Origin of the sequence: Polaromonas sp. CF318, assembly GCF_000282655.1 — a bacterium.
In the GTDB taxonomy this organism is placed as follows: Bacteria; Pseudomonadota; Gammaproteobacteria; order Burkholderiales; family Burkholderiaceae_C; genus Polaromonas.
This window is the reverse complement of record NZ_AKIV01000027.1, coordinates 1-23,421: the sequence shown is the minus strand read 5'-3', so window position 1 is coordinate 23,421 and position 23,421 is coordinate 1. Positions and strand designations below refer to the sequence as shown.

Genomic DNA, 23,421 nt, shown 5'->3' with positions numbered 1-23,421 from the left:
TAGCGGCCCGCCGCCACGTCCTGTATCACCGCGTCGATCGCCGCCTGGCCCAGGCGCTTTCCGTAGACCTTGGCGCGCACATGGCCCAGCGATTCGAGCGGCGCGGGGTGGTGCAGCGAAACTTCCGCATCCGGCCGCGCGTTGAGAAGGCGCCAGGCAGCTTCGGAAAGGCCGGCTTCATCCGGCGACAGGAAATCGCCGCTGACCACGTTAACGGTGGCGACGATGGTGCGGCCGTCCAGCCGCAGTTCCACCCGCGACTGCGCCTCGAAGCCTTCCGAGCGGCAGACGGGGCAGTCGCGGTGCATGTACAGCACCGGCTCCTGGTAGGTGTCTATGCCCAGCCTGCGCAGGCGAAGGCGGTTGGGGAGGGGGGAGGGCGTTTCTTGCTGCATGGCGGTCCTTCTTGCCACTGTAGGCGCGGCCGAAGCCGCCGGCCTTGATCAAACGCAAGTCCGGGCCGGGCTGCGTTACCCGGCCGGGGGCGCCTGCGCGTAAGCGCGCTCTCGCGCGGACAGCGGTTCGGCCGTCTCCCGCAAACGGTCCAGCACGGTGGCATCGGCTTCGGAGGCATCACCGCGGCGTGCCAGCAGGCGCGCGCGCAGCACGTCCAGCGGCGCTTCGCAGTCCACGATGCAAAACGGCACCCCCAGGGCCAGCGCCAGCGCATGCGCCTGGTCGCGCTCGGCGCGGCGCAGGAAAGCGGCGTCGAGAACCACGGGATACCCCGCCTGCAGGACCGTGCGCGCCACGGCAAACAGGTGGGTGTAGGTGCGCTCGGTGGCGTCGGCCTGGTACAGATCCATGCCTTTCGCACGCGAGTCCTCCAGCATGGCCAGGCCGTGCAGGCGTTTGCGTTCAACGTCGGAGCGCAGGCGGATCGCGCCCTCCCGTTCGACGATGCGCTGCGAGGCGAAGGTTTTGCCGGAACCCGGCAAGCCGTGGGTGATGAACAGGCGGGCATTGCCCGGGGCTGTCCATGCCAGAGCCGTGTCCAGGTAGCGGCGCGCGGCCTGGCTGCCGGGACTGCGCAGCTGTTCCACCTGGGCCCGCACCAGCGCTCTGTAGACGACCGCAAAGCGCAGCGCCGGCAGGCCGGCGTGGTCGCCCGTCACATCCAGCCACGCATTGAGGAAGCGGAAACACAGGTCCCGCCGCTGGTGAGCGCAAAGATCCATCACCACAAAAGCGATGTCGTCCAGCACGTCTATCCAGCGCAGCGCCGGCTCGAACTCGATGCCGTCGAAGGCCGCGACACCGCCTTCCAGGCGCACGACATTGGCCAGGTGCAGGTCACCGTGGCATTCGCGCACATGGCCGTCCGCCAGCCGCGCGGTCCACAGCGGCGTGAGGACCACCGCCTCGGCCTCGAGCCAGGCCATGAGCGCGGCGTGCGCGGCATCGTCCATCAGCGGCCGCGCGCCTTCGAGTGCAGCCAGCGCCGCCTGCCGGCGTTGCGGCGCGCCCGCGAAACCGCTGGCGGCATCGGCGCGCGGCGCGTTTTGATGAAAGCCGGCCAGCAACGCGGCAAGTTCGTCAACGTCACCCGCACCCAGTTCTCCCGCATCGGCTTTTTCGCAGAACAGGGCGCCCGGCGCAAAGCGGCGCATGCGCACCGCGTATTCGAGCACCGGCCCCTCGCCATCCAACTGCGGTGAGTTCGGTGTGCCCGTGATGCGCGTGACCCCCAGGTACAGCGAAGGCGCCAGCCGCCGGTTCAAGCGCACCTCTTCTTCACAGAAGTGTCGTCTGGCCTGCAGGCTGGCGTAATCGACAAAAGGAAGGTGAACAGGCTTCTTGATTTTCCAGGCCAACTCCGGCCCCAGCAGCACCCAGGAGATGTGCGTCTCTATCACCCGCGCGCCCGCAACACGGGCCAGCGCATGGACCCGTTCACGGGCGGAAAGAAGGGCCTCGTCTTGGATGGGCATGGCAAGAGGATAGGCCGGGACCGGGAACTCCGTTTGATTCCGGTCAAACGGGCGTGTCAAACAGGGTCGGCGCCTCATGCGGCCGCAATTTCGGGCACAGCGCATCCCGCTTAAGAAAACCCTAAGGACGGCGCAACATCATGAAGCCATTCAAAAAAGAGGTGTCTTCCATGAACTTTTCGTCGTTGCCTCCATGCCGCAGGGGTCTCCGCCTCGCAATCGCCGCAGCCTGCCTCGCCGGCACGGTATGTACGCAGGTCGTCCGGGCAGCCACGCCGGCGGAGAAGATGTTGGGCGGCTACACCGCCCAAGCCGGTGCGCCTGCCGTGCCGGCCCGGGGCCAGCAGCTGTTCACCACGCGGCAGGGCCGCGAATGGAGCTGCGCCTCCTGCCATGGCGCCGTGCCCACGCAGGCTGGCAAACACGCCTCCACCGGCAAGTCGATCGGCCCATTGGCGCCGTCCTTCAACCCTGAGCGTTTTACGGATGCAGTGAAAACCGAAAAATGGTTCCGCCGCAACTGCAACGACGTGCTGGGCCGCGAATGCAGCGCAGCCGAAAAGGCCGATGTGCTGAGCTGGCTGCTCACGCTCAAGCCCTGACGCCGGCAACACCCCCTCCGGAAAGGAAAACATCATGGTTCTTCATCTTCGTTCCCGCTTCTACACCTACTGCGCCGGCCTGCTTGCCGCAGTGGGCGTTGCGCACACCGCTCTGGCCGACGGCGGGCGTCTGGTGCCGCTGCTGCCGAAGTACCAGCAGGAATGCGCCGCCTGCCATGTGGCGTACCCGCCGGGCATGCTGCCTGCAGCGTCGTGGCAGCGCGTAATGGGCAACCTGAAGAACCATTACGGCACCGACGCTTCGCTGGACGCGGCCACGGTCAAGGACCTGTCCGTCTGGCTAGACGCCCACGCGGGTACCTACAAACGCGTGAAGCAAGAGCCGCCGCAGGATCGCATCACCCGTTCCGCGTGGTTCATCCGCAAACACGATGAGGTGGCACCCGCCACCTGGAAACTGCCGGCGGTCAAAAACGCAGCCAACTGCATCGCCTGCCATACACGAGCTGACCAAGGAGAATTCAATGAGCGCGACATCCGCATCCCTCGCTGACACGGCAGGCACCCCTTCGGCTGACCCTTCGGCTGAAATACCCGCTCAAGCACAGGCCGCGGCCAGGGTGCTTGTCTGGGACGCGCCGGTGCGTGTTTTCCACTGGTTGCTGGTGCTCAGTTTTACGGGGGCCTACCTCACCGCCGAAAGCGAAAGCTGGCGACTGCTGCATGTCACGCTGGGCTACACCATGGCCGGTTTGGTGATCTTTCGTGTGCTCTGGGGCCTGATCGGCACGCGTTACGCGCGCTTTTCCAGCTTTGTGCGCGGACCGCGCGCGGTGGCAAGCTACCTGCGTGCCCTGCTGCGCCGCCGGCCGGAGCGCCATATCGGACACAATCCGGCCGGCGCGATGGCCATCGTGGCGCTTTTGGGGCTGGCCGCGCTGATCGCGGCGACGGGCTGGGCCACCTACAGCGACCTTGGTGGCGGCTGGCTGGAAGACCTGCATGAGCTGGCCGCCAACACCATGCTGGCGGTGGTGGGGCTGCATATTGCCGGTGTGCTGGCTGCCAGCTGGTTGCACCGTGAGAACCTGGTGTGGGCCATGGTCACCGGCTACAAGACCGGCCGCCCTCAGGACGCTGTTGCACGGGCCTGGCGCAGCGTGGCAATCCTGATGCTCGTGGCGGTGCTGGGCTTCTGGTGGCTGCAATGGCAAGGCGCTCCCTCCGGCCGCCTGATGGACCGACCCGCAGCAGCGGCGAAAGCTGCCGGCGTGGAGGGTGATCACGACTGAGCGCCTCCGTGGAACAAATGGGACAATTGCCGCATGCGCATCCTGCTTGCTGAAGACGACACGCTGCTGGGTGACGGCCTGCAGTCCGGCCTGAGGCAGCTTGGCTTTCAGGTTGACTGGGTTCGCGATGGCATGGCCGCGGAACGCGAGTTGCGCGCACAGGTCTATGACGCCGCCGTGCTCGACCTCGGATTGCCGCGCAAGGACGGCCTGGAGGTCCTGGGCGGCATCCGGCGGGCGGGCTTCTTGACGCCTGTGCTGGTACTGACAGCCCGGGACGCGGTGCCGGACCGCATACGCGGGCTCGATGTCGGGGCCGACGACTATGTGGTCAAGCCGGTCGATATGCAGGAACTCGCCGCCCGCCTGCGCGCGCTGGTGCGCCGTGCGCACGGCCAGCCGCAGGAGTGCCTGCGTGCGCAGGATGTTGTGCTCGACCCGGCCGCCCGCTCCGTGCACCAGGCTGGCCAGCCCGTCACACTGTCTACCCGCGAGTTTGACCTGTTGCAAGCGCTCATGCTCAGCGCCAACCGTGTCCTTTCCCGTGAACAGCTTGAGCAGCAGCTCTACAGTTGGGGCAAGGAGGTGGAGAGCAACGCCGTGGAAGTTCATGTCCACAACCTGCGGCGCAAGCTGGGCAGCGCGCTGGTCCATACGGTGCGTGGTGTCGGTTATATGTTGCAGCGCGACGCGCCGAAATCGTGATTCCGCGGCCGAGCTCCCTGCAGGGCCGCCTGATGGCCATGGTGCTTTCCGTGGTGCTGACGGTCTGGCTGGCGACCGCGGCGCTGACATGGCTGGATGCGAGCCATGAACTTGACGAGCTGCTTGATGGCCACCTGGCCCAGGCTGCCGCCCTGTTGGTGGTGCAGCAGGCACAGGAGCTGGAGGAGGGCGACCGTGGCGTTGATACGCCCACACTGCACCGCTACGCGCCCAAGGTGATGTTCCAGGTGTTTCATGAGAACCGGCTTACGCTGCGCTCTGCCAACGCACCTGTCACGCCCATGGTCGAGCGCAGCAAACATTTCAAAACCGGCTTCACCACCGTGCAGATCGCCGGCTCAGCGTGGCGGGTGTTTGCCACCTACGGCGCAGAGGAGGATGTGCAGGTGTATGTGGGAGAGCAAACGGGCTCCCGCAACGACATCTTGCTGGCGGTGCTGCGCAGCACGCTGTGGCCCATGGCCCTGGCGCTTCCTTTGCTTGCCCTTGCGCTGTGGTGGGCCGTGTACCGCGGTGTTGCGCCCATGCGCCGGCTCGGCCACGCGCTGGCCGAGCGGCAACCGGCGTCCATAGTGCCGCTTGCCGTGAACGACGTGCCATCGGAGATGGTGCCCATGGTTGATGCCCTGAACGCCCTGTTTGCGCGCATCGCTGCGCTGCTGGAATCTGAACGGCGCTTTACCGCCGACGCCGCCCACGAATTGCGCACACCGATTGCCGCCATCCGGGCACAGGCCGAGGTGGCGCTGGGCGAAACCGCCGAAGAGCCGCGAAGGCTCGCGCTGCACAACACGCTCGAGGGCTGCGACCGGGCGGCACGGCTTGTGGAGCAACTGCTGACCCTGTCGAGGCTGGATGCGGTTGCACTGCCGATGTCTGCGCCAGTGAACATGAGTGCATTGGTGCGGCGCGTGGTCGCAGAGCTGGCACCCAAGGCCATCAGCAAAAACCAGACGCTGGAGCTGGACGCCGCGCAATCCTGCCATCTTCAGGGCGACGAAATCCTGCTGACCGTGCTGGTGCGCAACCTTATAGACAACGCGGTGAGATACAGCCCCCCGATGGCGCGCGTGAAGGTGTCGGTTCAGCAGCAGGATGGACGGGTGGTTTTGCGTGTGGAAGACAGCGGCCCGGGCATGGCCGAAGGTGAACGCCGGCGGCTGGGTGAGCGGTTTTTCCGGGTGACCGGCAACACCGAAAGCGGCAGCGGGCTTGGCTGGTCCATTGTGCGGCGCATCGTGGCCGTGCATGGGATGCTGCTGCAAGTTGAAGCTTCGACCGAACTGGGCGGTCTTGTGGTGCGGATGCTTGGGCCGCAGGAGTTGAGCCCGCTTTAAATGGCCGCGAGGATTCCGGTTGCTGGACCTTACCGTGTTGAGTCTCGTGGTCCTGTCCGCGGTTCACTCCACAAGTGAGCCGGCTTTCGGCGAAATTCAATTCTCCGGATGCACGCTGCGGACCACCAGGACCGGCACAGGCGCCAGCCGCAGGATCTGTTCCGCGCCGCTGCCCAGGAGCACGCGCCCCAGGCCGCGCCGGCCGTGCGAGCCGACCACCACGAGGTCGGCTCCCCAATGACTGGCCGCCGTGGCCACGGCTTCGCCCAGGCGGCTTCCGGGTTCATCGAGCATAACCTGGCTGACCTCCACACCGGCCGACTGGGCCACGGCCATGGCATCGGCCAACACCTTGGCCCCGCCCTCGCGCACCATGCCGGCCAGGTCGGCCGGGTAGCCGCCATAGGGGTCCATGCCGCCCAGGTAGACCATCTCGTTGACGAAATACACAAGCCGCACGCTGGCGCCGGTCTCACGCGCCATCTGCAGGGCGGCGACTAGGGCTTTGGTGGAGGTGTCGCTGCCATCCACGGGGATCAGGATTCGTTTGAACATGGTGAGCGCCTTATCAGGATTGGAACATCATGAGTGTTGACGACGCCTGGTGATGGTGTATTGACCCGGATCAAGCGCCGGTTAATGGGTGCGATGTTGTTTCGCCGGCCGTCTGGCAGGCCACGCAGAACGCGGCAGACGGCAGCACTTCCAGGCGGCGCAGGTCAATGGGCTTGCCGCATTCCAGGCACTGGCCGAAGCTGCCCTCCCGAAGGCGGCGGCTGGCCGCCAGCACCTGGGACAGCTCTATCGCGGCGCGCGCCTCATCCATGGCCGCCATGTCGGATTCCAGCTCCCGCTCGGCAAGGTCCTTGAAGTCCTGCACCTCCCCGTTGCCGGGCTGTGCATCGCTGAGTTCCTTTTTGTTGCCTGTGTCCAGGACGGCCCTTAACTCGGCTTCTCGCTGGGCCAGGATCGTGCCGAAGTGCCCGGCAAGTGAGTTGTCGTAATGCTTCATGAGAGGGCCTTTGATCTGTTGGATGGAAGTTTCCGTGGTGGCTGCGTGTTGAATTTTCCGGAAAGTCCGGCTGCCCGGCCTTGATCTGGCGCAAACACGGATGAACGGCGACTGCATGGAGCCGGGAATGCGCGTCCCTTGCGCTACGTCAAATGCCCGGCCATCGGGCCTGGCCATCATGGGTGTCCAACTTTGTCGAAAGGCAGACCATGAACACCAGGACTTTTGTGATCGCCGCGGCCTTCGCCACATGCGCCGCGGGTTACACCGCCGAAGACGCCATGGCGCAGGCCCCTGAAAAATCCCAGGCCCCGGCCGGGGCCTCCAGCGCGCCGGCGGGCGTGGCCGCGCGTTCAAAAGCGGTCGCGCAAAAGGCCGCGCAGGAGGCGGCCGACTCCGCCCGCGCGGCAGCCGACCTCGTCAAGCTCACGCTGCAGCTGGCCGAAACCGCCGCCCAGGACGTCTCGCACCGGGCCGCCGCGAATATCCGGGAGCAGGCGCTCAAGGCGGACGAAGCCGCGAGAAAGGCCCGTGAGAAAGCCGACCACGCCGCCGCCACGGCCACCGACGACATGAAAAAACTGGCGGCGAAAGCGGCCGAAGCCGCCAGGCGGGCGGCAACCGCCGTGCGCGCGGCGTCGGGGCGCGCAGAGGATGCGCTGCGCAAGGCCGGCAAGCCCGACCAGGCGCAAACGCAAAAAGCCATGAAGGCCACGCAGGATGCCTTGAGAAGCGCCGAAAAAGCCGCTCAGGAATCGGCCGAGGCCGGCAAGCAGGCGGCGGACAAGGGTGCGGATTCCGGTGCGAAAAAATAGATGAGCCCAGCCGCCCAGGCCGTCGCCCCGCAAAAAAACGTACCGGCGGCCCAGGGGCTGGGTGATGAGGAAGCCGCCGCGCGGCTGCGGGCGGACGGTCCCAACCTCTTGCCCGGCACCGAACAGCAAAGCTTCTGGCGAACCGCCGTGGGCGTTGTCAGGGAGCCCATGTTCCTCATGCTGCTCGCGGCGGGCACCGGCTATCTGGTGCTGGGGGACACGGCCGAGGCCACATTTTTGCTGGCCTCTGTCTTGTTGATCGTCGCGCTGACGCTGTTCCAGGAGCGCAAAACACAGCGGGCGCTGGAGGCCTTGCGTGAATTGTCGGCGCCGCGCGCGCTGGTCATCCGGGACGGCCGGGAGCTTCGCATCGCCTGCCGCGAGGTGGTCCGGGGCGATGTCCTGGTGTTGCGCGAGGGCGACCGCATCGCCGCCGATGCCGACTTGCTGGAAGGGGCCCTCGAAGCCGACGAATCGCTGCTGACCGGCGAATCCGTGCCCAGGCCCAAGCTGCCGGGGCCCGCGCAGCGGCAAGGCCTTGAATCCGATGGCGAAAGCGGGGCGTCGCTTTACGCCGGCACCGTGGTCACGCAGGGAACGGGCCTGGCCCGGGTGCAGGCCACCGCGGGCCGGACCGCGATGGGCCGCATCGGCGTGGCGCTGGCGACGACACAGGCCCCAGCCTCGAGGCTGTACCGGCAGTCACGGCGCATCGTGCGGGGATTCGCCGCCGCCGGGCTGGCGGTGGCCGCGCTGCTGGTCCTGCTGGGCTGGCTCAGGGACGGGCAGGGCTTTGTCGCCAGCCTGCTGCCGGCGATCGCGTTTGCGATGGCGGTACTGCCGGAGGAGATTCCCGTCGTTCTCGCGGTGTTCCTGGCGCTGGCGGCCTGGCGATTGTCCCGGCAAAAAATCCTCACCCGGCGGGTCGACGCCATCGAGGTGCTGGGCGCCATCACCGTGCTGGCGGTGGACAAGACCGGGACATTGACCCTGAACCGCATGGAACTTGTCGAGCTGGCGGGTATGAACACCGTTTTCAGGGCCGGCAGCAACGCGCCGCTTCCCGCTGCGCTCGCGGAACTGGCCGAGTGCGCCATGCTGGCCACGCCGCTCAAGCCTTTTGACCCCATGGAAAAAGCCATACGGGCACTTGGAAACGCCCGCCTGGCCCCGGACTCCAGGGCGCGCCTGGGCGTTGAGCCGGTGCGGCAATATCCGCTCACGCCGCAGCTTCTGGCCGTCACCCATGCCTATGAGGGCGGCGCGCCCGGGCGGTATTTTCTGGCCTGCAAGGGGGCACCGGAAGCCGTCATGGGCCTGTGCCAGCTTGAGGCGCACCGGCGTGAGGCCGTGCAATTGCAGGTGCAGGACATGGCCTCCAGGGGTCTGCGTGTCCTCGGCGTGGCGTGCGGCGATTGGCAGGGAGCCGGGTTGCCCGCGGGCCAGCAGGACCTCACCTTGCGCTTTGTCGGCCTGCTGGGCCTGGCCGACCCGCTGCGGCCCACGGTGCCGCGGGCGGTGCGGGATTGCCACGAGGCGGGCATCCGCGTGATCATGATGACGGGCGACCATCCCGTGACCGCCAGCGCGATTGCGCGCCAGGCAGGCCTGCCCAATCCGTCCGATGTGCTCACGGGCGCGGACATCGATGCGCTCGATGACGTCGCGCTGCGGACCCGCTTGAGGAGCGCCGCCATCTGCGCGCGGCTCAGGCCCGAACAGAAGCTGCGGCTGGTGCGCGCGCTGCAGGCCGACGGCGGCACGGTCGGCATGACGGGCGACGGCGTCAACGACGCGCCCGCGCTCAAGGCCGCCGATGCCGGGATCGCCATGGGAGAGCGCGGGACCGACGTGGCCCGCGAGGCCGCGGCCCTGGTGCTGCTGGACGACAGCTTTTCCAGCATCGCGACGGCCATACGCCAGGGCCGCCACGTCGACGACAACATCCGCAGCGCCGTGCGTTTCATCTTCGCGGTGCATGCACCCATCGTGACCCTGGCCCTGATTCCGGCCTTGCTGCGCTGGCCGGCTCTGCTGTTGCCGGCGCAGATCGTGCTGCTTGAACTGATCATCGACCCGGCCTGCTCCATCCTGTTTGAGGCGCAGCCGGCGGATCCGAAGCTGATGCGTCGCCCGCCCAGGCCGGCCACGGATTCACCGTTCGCCGTGCGCAACATGAGCTACGGCCTGTTGCAAGGCCTGGGCCTGGCGCTGGCCCTGCTCGCGGCCAACGGCTGCATGCTGGGGCAGGGCTGGCAGGCGGCCGAGATACGCACGACGCTGTTCCTGGGCCTGGTCGCGGGCCTGTTTCTTCTGGTGCTGGTTCACCGCCATTCGGTGAACATCCTCAAAAACCCCTGGCTGCCTCGCCTGGCCGCGGCGGTGGCCCTGCTTCTTTCGCTGGTGCTGTGGCAGCCATGGCTGCGAGGGGTCATGGGTTTTGTCGCCCCGTCCGGGCGCGGCGCCGCCTCGCTGTTGCTGATCCTGGGCGCCATGACGCTGTGGCTGCTGGCCTTGCGCCGGGTTTCAGCGGCCCTGCAAGGCCGCCGCCCTTGATTTACCTCAAGGGCCGAGCCGGCGGTTCGCCATACCCTTTGCCTGTAGCCGATGCCCGCGCAGCGCCCGGCCGACCGCAGCTTTGTTTGCGCGCAACCCTCCAAGGAGCAGAACCATGTCCGAGCGAACCCTTATCGTCTGTTATTCCAACACCGGGACATCGCGCCGTGTGGCCGATCTCCTGTCGAGCAAATTCAAGTGGCCGTGCGGCCAGGTCAGCGAGGCGCGATCGCGCACGGGCGCTGCAGGCATGCTGCGCTGCGTGATGGATTCGCTGTTCAAGCGCCATCCCGCGATTCGTTATGAAGGGCCGGACCCGCGGGGTTTTGAGACGGTGGTGCTGATCGCGCCCATCTGGCTTGCCGAGCTGGCGGCGCCCATGCGCAGTTTTGTGCGGGACCATGCACGAGGCCTCAAGTGTGTGGCGGTCATCTCGGTGATGGGTGGGCAGGGCGCGACCAACGCCTTTGCCGAAATCGACCGGATTCTCGGCCGGCCTCCGATGTTGTCGACCTCCTTCACCGCGCGCGCGGTGGACGACGGCAGCTATTCGTCCGCCCTGGAGGTGTTCGGCAGCGCGGTCCGCGACAGCGCGGGAAAAGAGGAAACCGTGCGTCCGACGACTTTGTCGCCCAGCGCCGTCTGATCGCATGGCCTCGATACACCAATTGCTGGTGCCGGTTGACGGCAGCCCAACCTCGACCAAGGCGCTGGATGCCGCCATCGAACTGGCGCGCCTGAACGGCGCGCATGTGCGGCTTTTTCATGTGATCGATGAACTGGATCACGTCAACGGCTTTGAGACCCCCAAGGCGTATCGCGAGGACTTGCTCCCGCTCATGCGCGCCGGGGGTGAAAGAATGCTGGCGCAGATGCGGCGCCGCGTCACCGACCAGGGCCTGATGTGCGACAGCGTGCTGGTGGAGTCGGGCACCGGCCGTGTGTGCGAGCAGGTCGCCGAAGAGGCCCGCCTGGCCCATGCCGACATGATCGTGCTGGGCTCGCACGGCAGGCGCGGCCTGGCGCGCATGCTGATGGGCAGTGACGCCGAGCAGATCGTGCGGCATGCACCGGTCCCGGTGCTGGTGGTAAAGGGCTGAAGCCCGCCGACGCTTGCGGCTTTGGAGTCACCCATGAGTGTGCGTAACCTGGAAGCGCTGCTTCAACCCCGCTCGGTCGCCCTGATCGGCGCGTCCGATCGCGCTAACAGTGTGGGCGCCGTCGTCCTGCGCAATCTCAAGGCGGGAGGTTTCAAGGGTCCGATCTGGCCGGTCAACCACAAGCACACGCGCATAAGCGGGGAGCAGGCCTGGCCCGACGCGGCATCACTGCCCGGCACGCCCGACCTCGCGGTCATCTGCACGCCCGCCGCAAGTGTTCCCGCCATCGTCGCCGAACTGGGCCGGCGCGGCACACGTGCGGCGATTGTCATGTCGGCAGGGCTGCGGCAGGCAAGGAAAGAGGGTGGTACCTGGGAAAGCGCCATGCTCGACGCCGCGCGGCCGCACCTGCTGCGCGTCGTTGGGCCGAACTGCCTGGGCATCCTGGTCCCCGGCATAGGCTTGAATGCCAGCTTCGCACCCGGCAATGCCTTGCCCGGCAACATCGCGTTCGTCACGCAGTCGGGCGCGCTGGCCACGGCCATGCTCGACTGGGCCAACGGGCGGGGCATAGGGTTTTCGCATTTCATCTCGCTGGGCGACGTCGCCGACGTGGATTTCGGCGACGTGCTCGACTACCTCGGCAGCGACCCCGGTACCCGCGCCATCCTGATGTACATGGAGTCGGTGACCTCCGCCCGCAAATTCATGTCGGCCGCGCGCGCCGCGGCGCGCAACAAACCGGTGATTGTGGTCAAGGGAGGGCGCGCGCCCGACGGCGCCCGCGCGGCGGCCTCGCACACCGGGGCGCTCGCCGGATCGGACCTGGTGTTCGACGCGGCCGTCCGGCGCGCCGGCATGCTGCGCGTGGACACGCTGGAAGACCTGTTCGGCGCGGCCGAGACCCTGGCGCACAGGCAGGCCTGGGCCGGGCACAGGCTGGCGGTGCTCACCAACGGCGGGGGCGCCGGCGTGCTGGCGGCCGACGCGCTGGCCCTGGGCGGCGGCAGGCTGGCCGAACTTTCACCGCAGACGCTGGCCGCGCTTGACGCCTGCCTGCCCCCGGCCTGGTCCCACGGCAACCCGGTCGACATTGTGGGCGACGCGCCGGTGTCGCGTTACCAGGACGCGCTGCGCATCCTGCTGGCGGCGCCGGAGGTCGACGGCGTGCTGTTCATGCACGCGCCCACGGCCATCGTCCCGGCAAACGACATCGCCGCAGCCTGCCTGCCGCTGGTCGCGCAGCGCGCAAAAACCGTGCTGGCCTGCTGGCTGGGCGCGCCATCAGTGGCTTCGGCCCGCGCTTCGTTCTCGGGCGCCGGCGTGCCTTGCTTCGACACGCCGGAGCGCGCCGTCACGGCATGGCTGCACCTTGCCGCCTACGCCCGTAACCAGGCCGCATTGCGGGAATTACCGGGACTGGGCGAACAGGCCGGCCCGCCGGACACGGAGCGGATAGGCAAAATCCTTCAAGAGGCCGCGGCCTGCGGGCAACGCTGGCTGGACGCGGTGCAGGTCCACCAAGTCCTGCAGGCCTGCGGCATCGCGGCCTTGTCGATGGGGCGGGCCCGGGACGCGAACGAAGCCGCGGCGCTGGCGCGGCGCATCGGTTTCCCGGTGGCGCTGAAGGTGATGTCGCCCGACGTCGTCCACAAGTCGGATGTCGGCGGGGTCGAGATCGGGCTCACCTCCGCCGACGAGGTGCTTGCGGCGGCATTGCGCATGGACGAGAGCCTGGCGCGGCTGGCACCGCATGCGGCGCTGCAGGGCTTCGTCGTGCAGGCCATGGCCGACAGGCCCGGGGCGCTGGAGCTGATCGCGGGCATGGCCCGCGACCCGGTGTTCGGGCCGGTCATTCTTTTCGGTGAGGGCGGCACGGCGGTCGAACTCCACGCGCGCCACGCCGTCGCCCTGGCGCCCGTCAACGATGCGCTCGCGAAGGACCTGGTGTCGCGCGCCGGCATGGATGTATTGCTGGGCGGCTACCGGGGAAGCCGGCCGGCAGACACCGCCGCCGTGCGCGACGTGCTCCAGAAGATTTCACGGCTGGCATGCGAGCAAGCCCTGCTTGCCGAGCTCGACATCAATCCCCTGCTTGTGGACGAACACGGGGTTTTGGCGGTGGATGCCCGTATGGGCCTTCACGCTCCTGGGGCCGCGCCATTGCCGCCGGCCATCAGCCCGTATCCGGCAAACCTGGAGGCGGAGGTGCAACTCAACGGCATCAGCCTGTCTTTACGGCCTATCCGGCCGGAAGACGGGCGGCGGCTGGCCACTTTTTACGCGCGCGCCACCCCGGCCGACATGCGCCTGCGGTTTTTCATGGCGCGCCGCGAGGTTCCGCACTCGGAGCTGGCCCGCTACAGCCAGATCGACTACGACCGCGAAATGACTTTCATCGCCCTGGCGCCGCGGGCCGGCGACTCGCCGGAGATGGTGGGCGAAGTGCGGGCGGTCTGCGATCCCGACAACGAACGCGCGGAGTTCGCGATCCAAGTCGCCGCGCCGTGGCAGGGAAAAGGGCTTGGCCGGCTGCTGCTGGACAGGCTGCTGGACTACCTGCGCGCGCGCGGCACGGCCGAGGTGAGCGGCCAATGCCTGCGCGAGAACACCGCCATGGCCGGGCTGGCGCGCTCCGCCGGCTTCACCGTCGCCGACGCCGGCGATTCAGACACTTTCTCGATGCGGCTCGCATTGAATCCGTCCCCCCACCGCGCCGTCGGCTACAAGATCGACAGGAGCGACAGGAGCTAAAAATGGCCTCACTACACCAACTGCTTGTTCCGGTTGACGGTAGCCAGACCTCGGTCAAGGCGCTGGAGGCCGCGATCGAACTCGCACGCCTAAACGGGGCCCGCCTGCGGCTTCTTTACGTGATCGACGAGCTGGACTGCATCAACGGCTTCGAGACGGCCAGGGCCTACCATGAGCAGGCGCTTCCCCTCATGCACACCGACGGCGAAAGGCTGCTGGCGCAGATGCGCAGCCTGGCTGAAGAAAAAGGGGTGATGTGCGACAGCGTGCTGCTGGAAGCTGGCGCCGAGCGCCTTTGCGATGTGGTCGCGGAACATGCCAGGCTGGTGCGTGCCGACATGATCGTGTTGGGCTCGCACGGGCGGCGCGGCCTGAACCGCGTCTTGATGGGCAGCGACGCCGAACAGATTGTGCGGCATGCACCTGTTGCGGTGCTGGTGGTTAAAGCCTGAGGCGCATCCGGCGCGGGATACCCGTGCCCCGCCGCCGCTGCGCCCCGAAACCCGGGGCGGGTTCGAGGCGATGGCGACTGGCCGCGCACACGCGTGCTACTGCACCACGATCTTGCTGGACGGCGCACCGGCCTTCTTGGGCAGCTTCACCGTCAGCACCCCGTCACTGTAGCTCGCGACGGTCTTGCTTTCATCGACGTCGTGCGAGAGGCTGAAGGTGCGCGACACGTCGCCCCAATAGCGCTCGCTGCAAACGACCTTGCCGCCGTTGCCCTTGGTTTCCTTTTCCCGGTTCATCTCGGCGTCGATGCGCACGACATTGCCGTCGACCTGGATGTTGATGTCCTCTTTTTTGACGCCGGGAATGTCGGCTTTGACGGTGTAGGCATCCGCCTCTTCATCCACGTCGATGCGCATCTGCAGGGCCGTCTTGTCGGTATCCAGGAAGGCGGGGGAGAAAAAGCGGCGCATTGCCGACTCCATGGAGTCGCCGAACGAGTCTTCCAGCTTGCGGAGTTGTTTCATGATCTTTCCTTTCAATGGGTGATGGGGTTTCGGAAGGACGGGCCGCTTCAGGCGGTGACTTCCAGCTTGTTGACGATGCGGGTCACGCCCCTGGCGGCAAAGGCGGCACCGGCGGCTGCTTCGCGCTCGGCCAGGGAATGCACCTTGCCGCGCAGGGTGACAACGCTTCCCTCGACATCGATCGCGATGTTTTTGGCTTCACGTTCCGCCTGGCGTTCGAGCGCAGCGGAAATCTCCGAGGCCACATTGCGTGTGCTGACGGTGGGTTTGACGCTGATTTTGTTCGTCAGCCCGCGCACGCCGATCAGGTTGCGCACGCATTGCTCGGCGGTGCTGGACTGGTAAGCCCAGTCGACTTCACCGGTGAGAGTGACCCAGCCTTTTTCCACCTCGACCTTGACCCGGTCCGGTTGCATGAAGACACTCCAGCGCAATGCGGATGCGGCAGCCGTGGCGATTTCGGAATCGCTGCGCTGATGGCCTGCGGCCAGCTTCACGTCGAGTTCCATCGCCAGCCCGCGCACGCCCGCCACGCGGCGCACGGCTCGCTCGGCCGCGTATTTTTCGGCAAACGTGTCCAGGTGCCCCGTCAGCGTCACGATACCGTCGTTGACAAGGACGCCTATGCCGGCCGCGTTGACGGCGGGTTCCCAGGCCAACTCAGCGGTGACGTCGGCCTTGAGTTGCATATCTGTTTTCATGGTTCTTTCCTTGGATGAATGCCACCACCTGGTGGCCATAAAACTGTAGACAGGCAAAGCGCTTGTTGTATTGACATTTCGCAAGCTCCGTACACGCCAGGAGGGACACCGTACGCCATGCTGAGACATAAAGAACTACACACACCACACGCGATAGTGCTGAAGACCCAGTGGGTCTGCGAGGCACCTTGAGGACGTTTGAGCCAGGTCAATTCCGGACAGGGAAGACGCTGAATACTGAACTCCCCATTAATCGACTAAAGGAGTGCTCCATGTACCAACGTATCCTGGTTCCCGTCGACGGAAGCCCCACCTCCAAACACGGCCTGCAGGAGGCCATCCGCATGGCGAAGCTCACCGGCGGCAAGCTGCGCCTGCTGCATGTCGTGGACGACACGTCCATCGCGCTCTCATTCGATGCTTACGCGGGCTATCCCAGCGAATGGCTCGAAGGCCTGCGCGAAGGCGGTAAAAGCCTGCTGGCCGACGCCAAGGCCGTTGCCGCGGCGGCGGGCGTGGAGGTGGAAACCGTGCTGCGCGACAACTTCGCGGTTCCGGTGCATGAATTGATCGTCACCGAAGCCGGCGCCTGGCCCGCCGACCTGATCGTGCTGGGCACCCACGGGCGCCGCGGCATCGGGCGTGTGGTGCTGGGCAGCAGCGCCGAAAACGTCCTGCGGCGTTCACCCATTCCCGTGCTGCTGGTGCGCTCACCGGAGCCACCCGCCAAGCCGGAGGCCACCGGGGACGAGGCTTCGGCGCAGACGCTGCGAGTCAACCTTCCCTCGGGCGCGCTGTCCGTTGAATGACGCCGCGCCGGCATGCCGTGAACCAGAGGCCAATACAGCCATCCAGGGCCCCGCATGAAGTACAAAGACTATTACGAGATTCTCGGCGTGCCGCGCGACGCCGATGAAGAGGCCATCAAAAAAGCCTATCGCAAACTGGCGCGCAAGTACCACCCCGACGTTTCCAAGGCGCCGGACTCGGAACTGAAGTTCAAGGAAGCTGCGGAAGCTTATTCGACCTTGAAGGACGCCGAGAAGCGGGCCGCCTATGACCAGCTGGAGCAGCGTGGTGCGGGCGAAGAGTTCACACCCCCGCCGCAATGGCGCCGGGCCTACGCATCAAGCGAGCACGCTTTTGACGACGTCGATCTCTCGGACTTGCTGGCCGGGCTCGCGGGACGGCGCGGTGGTGGCCCGTCGACCGTGCATGGTCGCGACTACGAGGCCGCGGCCCGTATCAGCCTGGAGGACGCCCACCGCGGAACCACGATCAATCTTGATGTGATGCACGAAGACGGCTCGCGCACGCTGGCCGTCACGATCCCGGCAGGTGCTTGCGAAGGGCAGAAGCTGCGCTTGCGCGGCAGGGGAGGCAAGGGCGCCCACGGTGGTTCCGACGGGGATATCTATCTTCATATCACCCTGATACCGCACCCTGTCTGGCGAGCGGACAGGCACGACCTTTACTTCGATCTGGCCCTGTCACCCTGGGAAGCGGCGCTCGGGGCGGACGTGGAAGTTCCTTCACTGGATGGCCCGCTGATGCTGACGGTTCCCGCCGGCACGCGGTCCGGACGCAAGCTGCGCCTGCGCGGCCGCGGCCTGGCCACGGGCCACGGGCAGCGGGGGGACCTGTACGCCGTTACACACATCGATGTGCCGGCCGCCCTGACGCCGCCGGAGCGGGCGCTGTTCGAGCAGCTGCGCGCGGAATCACGTTTCAACCCTCGTGCCATCGCCAACAAGGAGCAATCCCATGAATCCGCAAACGCATGAATCCCTTTGGCTGGACGGGCGGCACACCGTGGATCTGCCGGAACTGGGCCGGATCTGCGGCCTCAGCAGCAAGGAGATACTGGAACTGATGGAGTACGGTGCGCTGGCGCCGCTCAACGCCCAGCCTCAACCGCCGGTCTTCAGTACCCGTTGCATCGCGCCCTTGCGCCAGGCGGCAAGCATTCGCAGCGACTTCGACGTGGACATCTTCACGGTTGCCATCCTGCTGGGCTATATCAACCGTATCAGCGAACTTGAGAAACAGCTGCGCGCGCTGCATGCGCAGCTACCATCGCATCTGCATGTCCATATCCAACGGGAGGGCCCGGCTTCATGGCATGAAGCGCATGCCGGCCTGAAAGCACCCTAGGGGCGCAGGGTCAGGGGGCGTGCTTGCGGACTGGCTCTTGCCGGCACCACATGCGCATACGCCTTCAGGACTTTGCCCCGGGCAGCGCGTTCAGCGGGATCCGCAGGTAGGACACGCCGTTGTCGTCCGGCGGCGGAAGCTGCCCGGCGCGCACATTCACCTGCAGGGACGGCAGGATCAGGGTCGGCACGTCGAGGGTGGCATCCCGCGCCGTCCGCATCGCGACAAAAGCCTCCTCGGTGACCCCGTCGTGCACGTGGACGTTTTTGTCCCGCTGTTCACCCACGGTGGTCTCCCACGCGGGCTGCCGTGTTTCCGGCGGGTAGTCGTGGCAGACGAACATCGCCGTTTCCCGCGGCAGCGCCAGCAGCCGGCGGATGGAGCGGTAAAGCTGGTGCGCATCGCCGCCCGGAAAATCCGCGCGTGCCGTACCCACGTCGGGCATGAAGAGCGTGTCGCCCACGAAGATGACGTCCTCCAAGGCGTACGCCATATCGGCCGGTGTATGCCCGGGCACTAGGAGAGCGGTGACCTCCAGCTGTCCGATTCCGAAGCGCTCGCCATCCTTGAACAGGTGGTCGAACTGGCTGCCATCCGGCAGGAAAGTGCGTTCCAGGTTGAAGAGTTTCTTGAAAACCGCTTGCACCTGCTTGATGTTCTCGCCAATCGCAATTTGGCCGCCAACGCGCTTTTGCAGGTAGCGGGCGGCTGACAGGTGGTCGGCGTGCGCGTGGGTTTCCAGTATCCACTGCACCTTCAGGCCTTCGGTGGCAAGGTAGGCCAGTATCTCGTCCGCCCCCTGGGTATGTGTGCGACCCGCCTTGAAGTCGTAGCCAAGCACGGGATCAATCACTGCGGCGCTGCCCGTGGCCGGGTCGGACACGACATACGAGACAGTCCAGGTTTCCGCGTCGAAGAAGGCCTGGATACGCGCTGTACGGCTCATAGGGGTTTCCTTGAAGAGTTGCTTTGCGCCCGTTGCCTGCTTTCAGGCTCCGGGCCCGGATCGGCAAAACCGGAACCGATCTTGTCCATTTTCCATAAAACGCCCAGCACGATCACCACCGCGATCGGGCCCGCCGCGGGATGAAGGATAAAGGCCACAACCGGGGCGACAAGCAACAGCTGCCGCAAACCCCAGCCATAAAGCACGCCGGCCCTGCGCACATAGACGATGCCTGCCGGGGTCCACTGCTTGCGGGCGTCCGAACCGACGGGCATGCCTCCTATGAAGCCGGCATGGTTGTAGTAACGCACCGCCATCACCGAGGAGACCAGCGAAGCGAACAGCAAGGCCAGCAGGATGAGCTCCATGACCAGCCAGGGCTCGAAGGTGGCATGCCAACGGGGGCTGCCGCTCAGCTTCTCACGCAGCGCCGGCACGGCCAGCGTCAGCGTGCCCATCAGCGCAAGCGCGGCCGTGGATGCGGTCATTGATGCCGACATCAATGCGTTGCGCAGTGTCTGCACCGCCAGGATCTCGGAGCCCTCCTGTGCGGAGACAGCGGCAAACCATTGCTCGCGCAAGCTGGCATGCGCCGCCGGGGCCAACTGCCCAGGCCTGCGGAGCTGGGCAAAGGCAAGCGTGGCCTCGTAGAAGAGCAGCGCAACGCCGGTCACGCAGGCGGCCAGCCAGACGAGCATCGCGTCCATGGGCTCACACCGCCTTCTGATTGCGGGGATTGCCCAGCCGTTCGAACAGTTCAAACGCGCCCATTCCCACCAGCATGGCGACAACAAAGACGAGCGCCTTTGCTTCGCCCATGCCAAGCGCGACGAGCGCCGGACCCGGACAGAAGCCGGCAATACCCCAACCGATTCCGAACAGCAGGCTGCCTGCGAGCAGTCGCCGGTCCACGGTGCGGGAGGAAGGAAGCTTCATTTCCTGCCCCATGAGGCTCAGGGGGCGGCGACCCGCCACCCCGAAAGCAGGGGATGCAATGGCGATGGCACCCGCCATGACCAGCGCCAGCGAAGGGTCCCACGGGCCCGCCAGATCCAGGAATCCGAGCACTTTGGCTGGGTTCGCCATGCCGGAGACCAGCAGACCCAGGCCGAAGACCGCGCCGGCGAGCAGGGAAAGAAAGCTATACATATTGGCTCACCCTACAAGAAAACATGACGCACGAGGAACACCGTGGCGAAGCCGGCCAGCATGAACGCCGCCGTGGCGACCAACGAACGGGGCGATAGCCGCGAGATGCCGCAAACACCGTGTCCGCTGGTGCAGCCGGAGCCGTAGCGTGTGCCCAGCCCGACGATGAATCCGGCCGCAATCAGGGTTCCATAGCCGGCATCAATCTGCGGCCGCGCCAGTTGGGCGAACAGCGCAAACAGCAGCGGGGCACCCACCAGTCCCGCCACAAAAGCGACGCGCCAGCCGATGTCGCGGCGCGCGGGACGGAACAAGCCTCCCAGTATTCCGCTGATGCCGGCGATGCGGCCGTTGAGCAGCACGAACATCGCCGCTGCCAGGCCGATCAGGCCGCCGCCCGCCAGGGCCGTCCATGGCGTGAACGCATTCCAGTCGATGTGCATGGGTAACTCTTTCTGCCAGTCTTTCGGGCAACAGGTAATTCAAGACTGAGGTCCGCAGACCGCTGTCACCATTGTCCCGCAGAGCACTCAGGGGCGAAAGCTTGCGCAGGCATCGTGGCGGGGGCCCGGCATCGTGACGCCCCGCGTCTTGGCGCGTTCGGTCATCTGCTTGAGGTGTTCGTCACGGACCTGGCGGCACTCCTCAGCCGATTTGGCGTTCAGCATCTGTTGCCGATGGGCATCGCGCTCCGCGCGGTCCATCATCATCCAGCCGGGTGTGAAGTCGCGGCCGATACCGGGACCCATGCCGGCGCGAGGGCCGGGCCGGGCCGCCGACGCGGCCTGTGCTGCGGGAGGTGCTGCCTGCTGCGCCATAGCGGTGCCTGCCGCCAGGAAAGTCAAGGCAAAGGTGAAAAGGTGAGTTGAACGCGTGTGCATGTATTTCTCCTAGGTCAAAGGGTAAAGCAACGATAAGTTCTCGCCGGGTCTTGTGGTTTGCGCTGGATCAAGTAGCGTGGCCGCGCGGGGTGACGGGCTTTGCACCACCGCTTGGGCGGGTGCGTTGCCAACCTCGGGCCACTGTCCGTCGAATGAAGATGGGGGACGGCGCCGACCCGGCACGCCGCCTCAGGTGGCCCCTGGCAGGTGGAGCGGCTTGTGCTGCTCCGCTTCTGCGCGGCAACGGCCCCGTCCTAGCCGTACGCCGTCAATGACCGGTGGCCAGGCCTATGGCCGCCTGGTGTCGCCGCTGTCGGCCGAGCGCCAGCAGCTGGGCCTCGCTCGGGTGGTCCACGGTCTCCCAGCCTGTGATGCGCGGCGCCAGTGCAGGGCGGTGTTTGTCGACGTAGTGGCGGAAGTCGGCCTGTGCCGTGTGCCCGCCCGTTACCAGAATCGACTCGACGCCGTCCAGCGCATCGCAGACCTCGCCGAAAAATTCATGCTGGGTCCGCACCTCGCTGCCGTGCTGGGGCGTGGCATGGGAATGCGCGTGAAGCTTGTGCGCCTCGGACTGTTCGGCGTCGAACTGGATCAACTGGGCCTGGTGATGGTCCAGCCAGACCACGGCGTGAAAAAAGGGCATGGGGTATTCCTTAAAAAAATAGGCGGAAACAGGCCGCCGCCTCAGGCGGTGACTTCCAGCTTGTTGACGATACGGGTGACGCCTTTGGCGGCGAACGCGGCGCCGGCGGCGGCATCGCGCTCGGCCAGGGAGTGCACCTTGCCGTGCAGGGTGACGACGCCGCCTTTCACGTCGATCTGGATGTGCCGGGCTTCGCGCTCGGCCTGGCGTTCGAGCGCGGCGGAGATTTCCGCTGCGACGTCCCGCGCGCTGACCGTGGGCTTGACAGCGATGTTGTTGGACAGGCCACGCACACCGACCAGGCCGCGCACGCATTTTTCAGCGGTGTTGCGCTGGTAGGCCCAGTCGACATCCCCTGTGAGGGTGACCCAGCCTTTTTCCACCTCGACCTTGATGCGGTCGGGCGGTAACATCGCGCTCCAGCGCAGGGCGGACGCTGCGACCGACGCAATTTCAGAATCACTGCGATGGTGGGCCGCCACCAGTTTCACATCCAGTTCGATGGCCAACCCGCGCACACCCGCCACGCGCCGGACGGCCTTTTCCGCCGCGACTTTTTCGGCGAAGGTGTCCAGATGGCCCGTGAGCGTGACGACACCGTCATTGACGAGGACGCCTATGCCGGCTGAATTGACGGCGGGTTCCCAGGCCAGTTCGGCGGTGACGTCGGCCTTGAGTTGCAAATCGGTTTTCATGGCTTGTTCCTTGAGTGAGGTGATCACCACCACGGAGTGGTGATGTCACTGTAGACAGGCGGGAGGGGCCCTGTTTTGATATTCCTCAAGCGTTTGCTTGTTGCGCCAGCCGGCGCCTGCTTCAGGGCCCGCTAAAGTTTCTTCGCTGCGGGAATGCGCAGCGGCACATAGGCCGCATGGCCGTCCCGCAGCACCAGCAGCGCGACGCCGGCGCCGGGCTCCAGGCGCGACAGCATGCGATCAAAGTCCGCCACGCTGTCCAGCCGGAGTTCATTGGCGGCGATGATCACGTCGCCGGGCTGTATGCCTTCGCTGCGCGACTGTCCCGCGGCCTGGCGCACCAGCAGGCCGCCGTCTATCCGCAACTGCGCGCGCAAATCCTTGCCGATTTCGGTGAGCGCCAGGCCCAGGTTCGGGAGAGCGCTGAAATCCGCAGTGGCCGGCGCGCGGAACCCTGCGGCGGGCGACTCCGCCAGCACGACGGATACGGTGGTTTTGCGGCCCTGGCGCCAGACCTCCAGCGTCGCGGGAATGCCCGCGCCGTGGTCGCTCATCTGCAGTGCCAGGTTGCTGAAATCCCGGACCTTGGCCCCGTTGAATGCCGTGATGATGTCGCCGAGCACCAGGCCGGCCCGCGCGGCGGGGCCGCCCGCCGTGACCTGGACCACCAGCGCCCCGGTGGGGTCGCGCACCCCGAAGGACTGCGCGAGTGCTGCGGTCATGCCCTGCAGCCTGGCCCCCAGCCAGGCGCGCCGTACTTCCCCGTGCGAGCGCAGGCGCCCTGCAATGTCCACGGCCAGGTTGATGGGCACGGAGAACGACACGCCCATATAGCCGCCGCTGCCGCTGTAGATCAGCGAGTTGAGGCCGACGACCTCGCCGTCGGCATTAAAAAGCGGGCTGCCCGAGCTGCCGGGATTGATCGCCACGTCGGTTTGGATGAAGGCGGTTTCGCCGCTGCCGGACAGAAAGCGGTTCTTCGCGCTGACGATGCCCGCGGTGACCGAGCCCGGAAAGCCGAAGGGCGAGCCTATCGCCGCGACCCAGTCGCCGACGGCGAGCTTCGAGGAGTCGCCTATCGGGGCGGGCGACAGGCCCGTGGCCTCGATTTTCAGCAGGGCCACGTCGGTGATGCGATCCATCCCGACCAGCCGGGCGGGAAAGTGGCGGCCGTCCGCAAGCCGTACCT

General features: G+C 66.6%; 27 protein-coding genes and 1 pseudogene. 14 read left to right on the top strand and 14 right to left on the bottom strand.

Annotation, left to right across the window (positions count from 1 at the left end; translation table 11 throughout):
- Together PMI15_RS03970 and PMI15_RS03965 are read right to left on the bottom strand one after the other, a co-directional pair.
- Positions 1 to 395, bottom strand: a pseudogene (locus PMI15_RS03970) (thymidine phosphorylase); the annotation flags it as partial.
- A 75-nt stretch (positions 396 to 470) separates the two neighbouring features.
- Positions 471 to 1,931 carry a bifunctional aminoglycoside phosphotransferase/ATP-binding protein gene (locus tag PMI15_RS03965; RefSeq protein WP_007863969.1) on the bottom strand — a complete coding sequence of 487 codons (1,461 nt, stop codon included), beginning with the start codon at positions 1,929 to 1,931 and terminating at the stop codon, positions 471 to 473.
- A gap of 170 nt (positions 1,932 to 2,101) precedes the next feature.
- On the opposite strand from PMI15_RS03965, the gene PMI15_RS03960 reads away from it, so the two are divergent.
- The 5 genes from PMI15_RS03960 to PMI15_RS03940 are packed head-to-tail and all read left to right on the top strand — an operon-like array spanning position 2,102 to position 5,849.
- Positions 2,102 to 2,533 carry a DUF1924 domain-containing protein gene (locus PMI15_RS03960; protein WP_007863966.1) on the top strand — a complete coding sequence of 144 codons (432 nt, stop codon included), beginning with the start codon at positions 2,102 to 2,104 and terminating at the stop codon, positions 2,531 to 2,533.
- 34 nt (positions 2,534 to 2,567) lie between these two features.
- Complete coding sequence (locus PMI15_RS03955; protein WP_007863965.1) at positions 2,568 to 3,047, top strand: diheme cytochrome c; 480 nt, start codon at positions 2,568 to 2,570, stop codon at positions 3,045 to 3,047.
- Positions 3,019 to 3,786 (top strand): cytochrome b/b6 domain-containing protein, encoded by a 768-nt coding sequence (locus PMI15_RS03950; protein WP_007863963.1) that lies wholly within the window; start codon positions 3,019 to 3,021, stop codon positions 3,784 to 3,786. The genes PMI15_RS03955 and PMI15_RS03950 overlap by 29 nt, the downstream gene beginning before the upstream one ends.
- A 33-nt stretch (positions 3,787 to 3,819) precedes the next feature.
- Positions 3,820 to 4,491 (top strand): response regulator, encoded by a 672-nt coding sequence (locus PMI15_RS03945; RefSeq protein WP_007863958.1) that lies wholly within the window; start codon positions 3,820 to 3,822, stop codon positions 4,489 to 4,491.
- Positions 4,492 to 4,523: 32 nt separating this feature from the next.
- The gene (locus PMI15_RS03940) at positions 4,524 to 5,849 is read left to right on the top strand and encodes an ATP-binding protein (RefSeq protein WP_007863956.1); all 1,326 of its coding nucleotides are present in this window, start codon (positions 4,524 to 4,526) and stop codon (positions 5,847 to 5,849) included.
- A 96-nt stretch (positions 5,850 to 5,945) separates the two neighbouring features.
- On the opposite strand, the gene PMI15_RS03935 is transcribed toward PMI15_RS03940, so the two are convergent.
- Entirely contained in the window at positions 5,946 to 6,404 is a 459-nt protein-coding gene (locus tag PMI15_RS03935) for a universal stress protein (protein ID WP_007863954.1), read from the bottom strand.
- A 70-nt stretch (positions 6,405 to 6,474) separates the two neighbouring features.
- Positions 6,475 to 7,041 (bottom strand): TraR/DksA family transcriptional regulator, encoded by a 567-nt coding sequence (locus PMI15_RS24665; RefSeq protein ID WP_238541068.1) that lies wholly within the window; start codon positions 7,039 to 7,041, stop codon positions 6,475 to 6,477.
- A gap of 29 nt (positions 7,042 to 7,070) precedes the next feature.
- On the opposite strand from PMI15_RS24665, the gene PMI15_RS03925 reads away from it, so the two are divergent.
- The 6 genes from PMI15_RS03925 to PMI15_RS03900 all read left to right on the top strand — a co-directional run bounded on the left by PMI15_RS03925 (position 7,071) and on the right by PMI15_RS03900 (position 14,538).
- Positions 7,071 to 7,676, top strand: coding sequence for a hypothetical protein (locus tag PMI15_RS03925; protein ID WP_007863950.1), 606 nt, complete (start codon positions 7,071 to 7,073; stop codon positions 7,674 to 7,676).
- Positions 7,677 to 10,232, top strand: a complete 2,556-nt coding sequence (locus tag PMI15_RS03920) for a cation-translocating P-type ATPase (protein ID WP_007863948.1) — start codon at positions 7,677 to 7,679, stop codon at positions 10,230 to 10,232.
- A 115-nt stretch (positions 10,233 to 10,347) separates the two neighbouring features.
- Positions 10,348 to 10,878 carry a hypothetical protein gene (locus PMI15_RS03915; RefSeq protein WP_007863945.1) on the top strand — a complete coding sequence of 177 codons (531 nt, stop codon included), beginning with the start codon at positions 10,348 to 10,350 and terminating at the stop codon, positions 10,876 to 10,878.
- Positions 10,879 to 10,882: 4 nt separating this feature from the next.
- Positions 10,883 to 11,332 carry a universal stress protein gene (locus PMI15_RS03910; protein ID WP_007863944.1) on the top strand — a complete coding sequence of 150 codons (450 nt, stop codon included), beginning with the start codon at positions 10,883 to 10,885 and terminating at the stop codon, positions 11,330 to 11,332.
- Positions 11,333 to 11,365: 33 nt separating this feature from the next.
- Entirely contained in the window at positions 11,366 to 14,086 is a 2,721-nt protein-coding gene (locus PMI15_RS03905; RefSeq protein ID WP_007863938.1) for an acetate--CoA ligase family protein, read from the top strand.
- Between the two features lie 2 nt (positions 14,087 to 14,088).
- Positions 14,089 to 14,538: a universal stress protein gene (locus PMI15_RS03900; protein WP_007863935.1), complete on the top strand. Its 450-nt coding sequence runs from the start codon at positions 14,089 to 14,091 to the stop codon at positions 14,536 to 14,538.
- 96 nt (positions 14,539 to 14,634) lie between these two features.
- Here PMI15_RS03900 and PMI15_RS03895 read toward each other — a convergent pair whose 3' ends face one another.
- Positions 14,635 to 15,063 carry an Hsp20/alpha crystallin family protein gene (locus tag PMI15_RS03895; RefSeq protein ID WP_007863934.1) on the bottom strand — a complete coding sequence of 143 codons (429 nt, stop codon included), beginning with the start codon at positions 15,061 to 15,063 and terminating at the stop codon, positions 14,635 to 14,637.
- A 47-nt stretch (positions 15,064 to 15,110) separates the two neighbouring features.
- Positions 15,111 to 15,764, bottom strand: coding sequence for a BON domain-containing protein (locus tag PMI15_RS03890; protein ID WP_007863932.1), 654 nt, complete (start codon positions 15,762 to 15,764; stop codon positions 15,111 to 15,113).
- Positions 15,765 to 16,036: 272 nt separating this feature from the next.
- Between PMI15_RS03890 and PMI15_RS03885 the strand changes: the two genes are divergently transcribed.
- The 3 genes from PMI15_RS03885 to PMI15_RS03875 are packed head-to-tail and all read left to right on the top strand — an operon-like array spanning position 16,037 to position 17,918.
- On the top strand, positions 16,037 to 16,573 hold the full coding sequence (locus PMI15_RS03885) for a universal stress protein (protein WP_007863930.1): 537 nt from the start codon (positions 16,037 to 16,039) through the stop codon (positions 16,571 to 16,573).
- Between the two features lie 54 nt (positions 16,574 to 16,627).
- Positions 16,628 to 17,548 carry a DnaJ C-terminal domain-containing protein gene (locus tag PMI15_RS03880; protein WP_007863928.1) on the top strand — a complete coding sequence of 307 codons (921 nt, stop codon included), beginning with the start codon at positions 16,628 to 16,630 and terminating at the stop codon, positions 17,546 to 17,548.
- Positions 17,529 to 17,918 carry a chaperone modulator CbpM gene (locus PMI15_RS03875; RefSeq protein WP_007863926.1) on the top strand — a complete coding sequence of 130 codons (390 nt, stop codon included), beginning with the start codon at positions 17,529 to 17,531 and terminating at the stop codon, positions 17,916 to 17,918. Before PMI15_RS03880 ends, PMI15_RS03875 begins: the two co-directional genes overlap by 20 nt.
- 64 nt (positions 17,919 to 17,982) lie before the next feature.
- Here the strand turns inward: PMI15_RS03875 and PMI15_RS03870 are convergent, their stop codons facing one another.
- From PMI15_RS03870 to PMI15_RS03835, 8 genes are all read right to left on the bottom strand, one after another.
- The gene (locus PMI15_RS03870; RefSeq protein ID WP_007863924.1) at positions 17,983 to 18,864 is read right to left on the bottom strand and encodes an MBL fold metallo-hydrolase; all 882 of its coding nucleotides are present in this window, start codon (positions 18,862 to 18,864) and stop codon (positions 17,983 to 17,985) included.
- On the bottom strand, positions 18,861 to 19,571 hold the full coding sequence (locus tag PMI15_RS03865) for a DUF599 domain-containing protein (RefSeq protein WP_007863923.1): 711 nt from the start codon (positions 19,569 to 19,571) through the stop codon (positions 18,861 to 18,863). Before PMI15_RS03865 ends, PMI15_RS03870 begins: the two co-directional genes overlap by 4 nt.
- Positions 19,572 to 19,575: 4 nt before the next feature.
- The gene (locus tag PMI15_RS03860; RefSeq protein ID WP_007863921.1) at positions 19,576 to 20,013 is read right to left on the bottom strand and encodes a DUF6691 family protein; all 438 of its coding nucleotides are present in this window, start codon (positions 20,011 to 20,013) and stop codon (positions 19,576 to 19,578) included.
- 11 nt (positions 20,014 to 20,024) lie between these two features.
- Positions 20,025 to 20,456: a YeeE/YedE family protein gene (locus tag PMI15_RS03855; protein WP_007863919.1), complete on the bottom strand. Its 432-nt coding sequence runs from the start codon at positions 20,454 to 20,456 to the stop codon at positions 20,025 to 20,027.
- Between the two features lie 87 nt (positions 20,457 to 20,543).
- Positions 20,544 to 20,894 carry a hypothetical protein gene (locus PMI15_RS03850; protein WP_007863917.1) on the bottom strand — a complete coding sequence of 117 codons (351 nt, stop codon included), beginning with the start codon at positions 20,892 to 20,894 and terminating at the stop codon, positions 20,544 to 20,546.
- Positions 20,895 to 21,162: 268 nt separating this feature from the next.
- Complete coding sequence (locus PMI15_RS03845) at positions 21,163 to 21,537, bottom strand: hypothetical protein (RefSeq protein ID WP_007863916.1); 375 nt, start codon at positions 21,535 to 21,537, stop codon at positions 21,163 to 21,165.
- A 41-nt stretch (positions 21,538 to 21,578) separates the two neighbouring features.
- Positions 21,579 to 22,232 carry a BON domain-containing protein gene (locus PMI15_RS03840; RefSeq protein WP_007863914.1) on the bottom strand — a complete coding sequence of 218 codons (654 nt, stop codon included), beginning with the start codon at positions 22,230 to 22,232 and terminating at the stop codon, positions 21,579 to 21,581.
- Positions 22,233 to 22,363: 131 nt separating this feature from the next.
- Positions 22,364 to 23,421: trypsin-like peptidase domain-containing protein (locus PMI15_RS03835; RefSeq protein WP_007863911.1), on the bottom strand; the 1,058-nt coding region annotated here is incomplete at its 5' end.

Coding starts and splice junctions, on each gene's coding strand:
- PMI15_RS03965 (WP_007863969.1), bottom strand. CDS start 1,931: ATGCCCATCCAAGACGAGGCCCTTCTTTCCGCCCGTGAACGGGTCCAT.
- PMI15_RS03960 (WP_007863966.1), top strand. CDS start 2,102: ATGAACTTTTCGTCGTTGCCTCCATGCCGCAGGGGTCTCCGCCTCGCA.
- PMI15_RS03955 (WP_007863965.1), top strand. CDS start 2,568: ATGGTTCTTCATCTTCGTTCCCGCTTCTACACCTACTGCGCCGGCCTG.
- PMI15_RS03950 (WP_007863963.1), top strand. CDS start 3,019: ATGAGCGCGACATCCGCATCCCTCGCTGACACGGCAGGCACCCCTTCG.
- PMI15_RS03945 (WP_007863958.1), top strand. CDS start 3,820: ATGCGCATCCTGCTTGCTGAAGACGACACGCTGCTGGGTGACGGCCTG.
- PMI15_RS03940 (WP_007863956.1), top strand. CDS start 4,524: ATGGCCATGGTGCTTTCCGTGGTGCTGACGGTCTGGCTGGCGACCGCG.
- PMI15_RS03935 (WP_007863954.1), bottom strand. CDS start 6,404: ATGTTCAAACGAATCCTGATCCCCGTGGATGGCAGCGACACCTCCACC.
- PMI15_RS24665 (WP_238541068.1), bottom strand. CDS start 7,041: ATGATGGCCAGGCCCGATGGCCGGGCATTTGACGTAGCGCAAGGGACG.
- PMI15_RS03925 (WP_007863950.1), top strand. CDS start 7,071: ATGAACACCAGGACTTTTGTGATCGCCGCGGCCTTCGCCACATGCGCC.
- PMI15_RS03920 (WP_007863948.1), top strand. CDS start 7,677: ATGAGCCCAGCCGCCCAGGCCGTCGCCCCGCAAAAAAACGTACCGGCG.
- PMI15_RS03915 (WP_007863945.1), top strand. CDS start 10,348: ATGTCCGAGCGAACCCTTATCGTCTGTTATTCCAACACCGGGACATCG.
- PMI15_RS03910 (WP_007863944.1), top strand. CDS start 10,883: ATGGCCTCGATACACCAATTGCTGGTGCCGGTTGACGGCAGCCCAACC.
- PMI15_RS03905 (WP_007863938.1), top strand. CDS start 11,366: ATGAGTGTGCGTAACCTGGAAGCGCTGCTTCAACCCCGCTCGGTCGCC.
- PMI15_RS03900 (WP_007863935.1), top strand. CDS start 14,089: ATGGCCTCACTACACCAACTGCTTGTTCCGGTTGACGGTAGCCAGACC.
- PMI15_RS03895 (WP_007863934.1), bottom strand. CDS start 15,063: ATGAAACAACTCCGCAAGCTGGAAGACTCGTTCGGCGACTCCATGGAG.
- PMI15_RS03890 (WP_007863932.1), bottom strand. CDS start 15,764: ATGAAAACAGATATGCAACTCAAGGCCGACGTCACCGCTGAGTTGGCC.
- PMI15_RS03885 (WP_007863930.1), top strand. CDS start 16,037: ATGTACCAACGTATCCTGGTTCCCGTCGACGGAAGCCCCACCTCCAAA.
- PMI15_RS03880 (WP_007863928.1), top strand. CDS start 16,628: ATGAAGTACAAAGACTATTACGAGATTCTCGGCGTGCCGCGCGACGCC.
- PMI15_RS03875 (WP_007863926.1), top strand. CDS start 17,529: ATGAATCCGCAAACGCATGAATCCCTTTGGCTGGACGGGCGGCACACC.
- PMI15_RS03870 (WP_007863924.1), bottom strand. CDS start 18,864: ATGAGCCGTACAGCGCGTATCCAGGCCTTCTTCGACGCGGAAACCTGG.
- PMI15_RS03865 (WP_007863923.1), bottom strand. CDS start 19,571: ATGGACGCGATGCTCGTCTGGCTGGCCGCCTGCGTGACCGGCGTTGCG.
- PMI15_RS03860 (WP_007863921.1), bottom strand. CDS start 20,013: ATGTATAGCTTTCTTTCCCTGCTCGCCGGCGCGGTCTTCGGCCTGGGT.
- PMI15_RS03855 (WP_007863919.1), bottom strand. CDS start 20,456: ATGCACATCGACTGGAATGCGTTCACGCCATGGACGGCCCTGGCGGGC.
- PMI15_RS03850 (WP_007863917.1), bottom strand. CDS start 20,894: ATGCACACGCGTTCAACTCACCTTTTCACCTTTGCCTTGACTTTCCTG.
- PMI15_RS03845 (WP_007863916.1), bottom strand. CDS start 21,537: ATGCCCTTTTTTCACGCCGTGGTCTGGCTGGACCATCACCAGGCCCAG.
- PMI15_RS03840 (WP_007863914.1), bottom strand. CDS start 22,232: ATGAAAACCGATTTGCAACTCAAGGCCGACGTCACCGCCGAACTGGCC.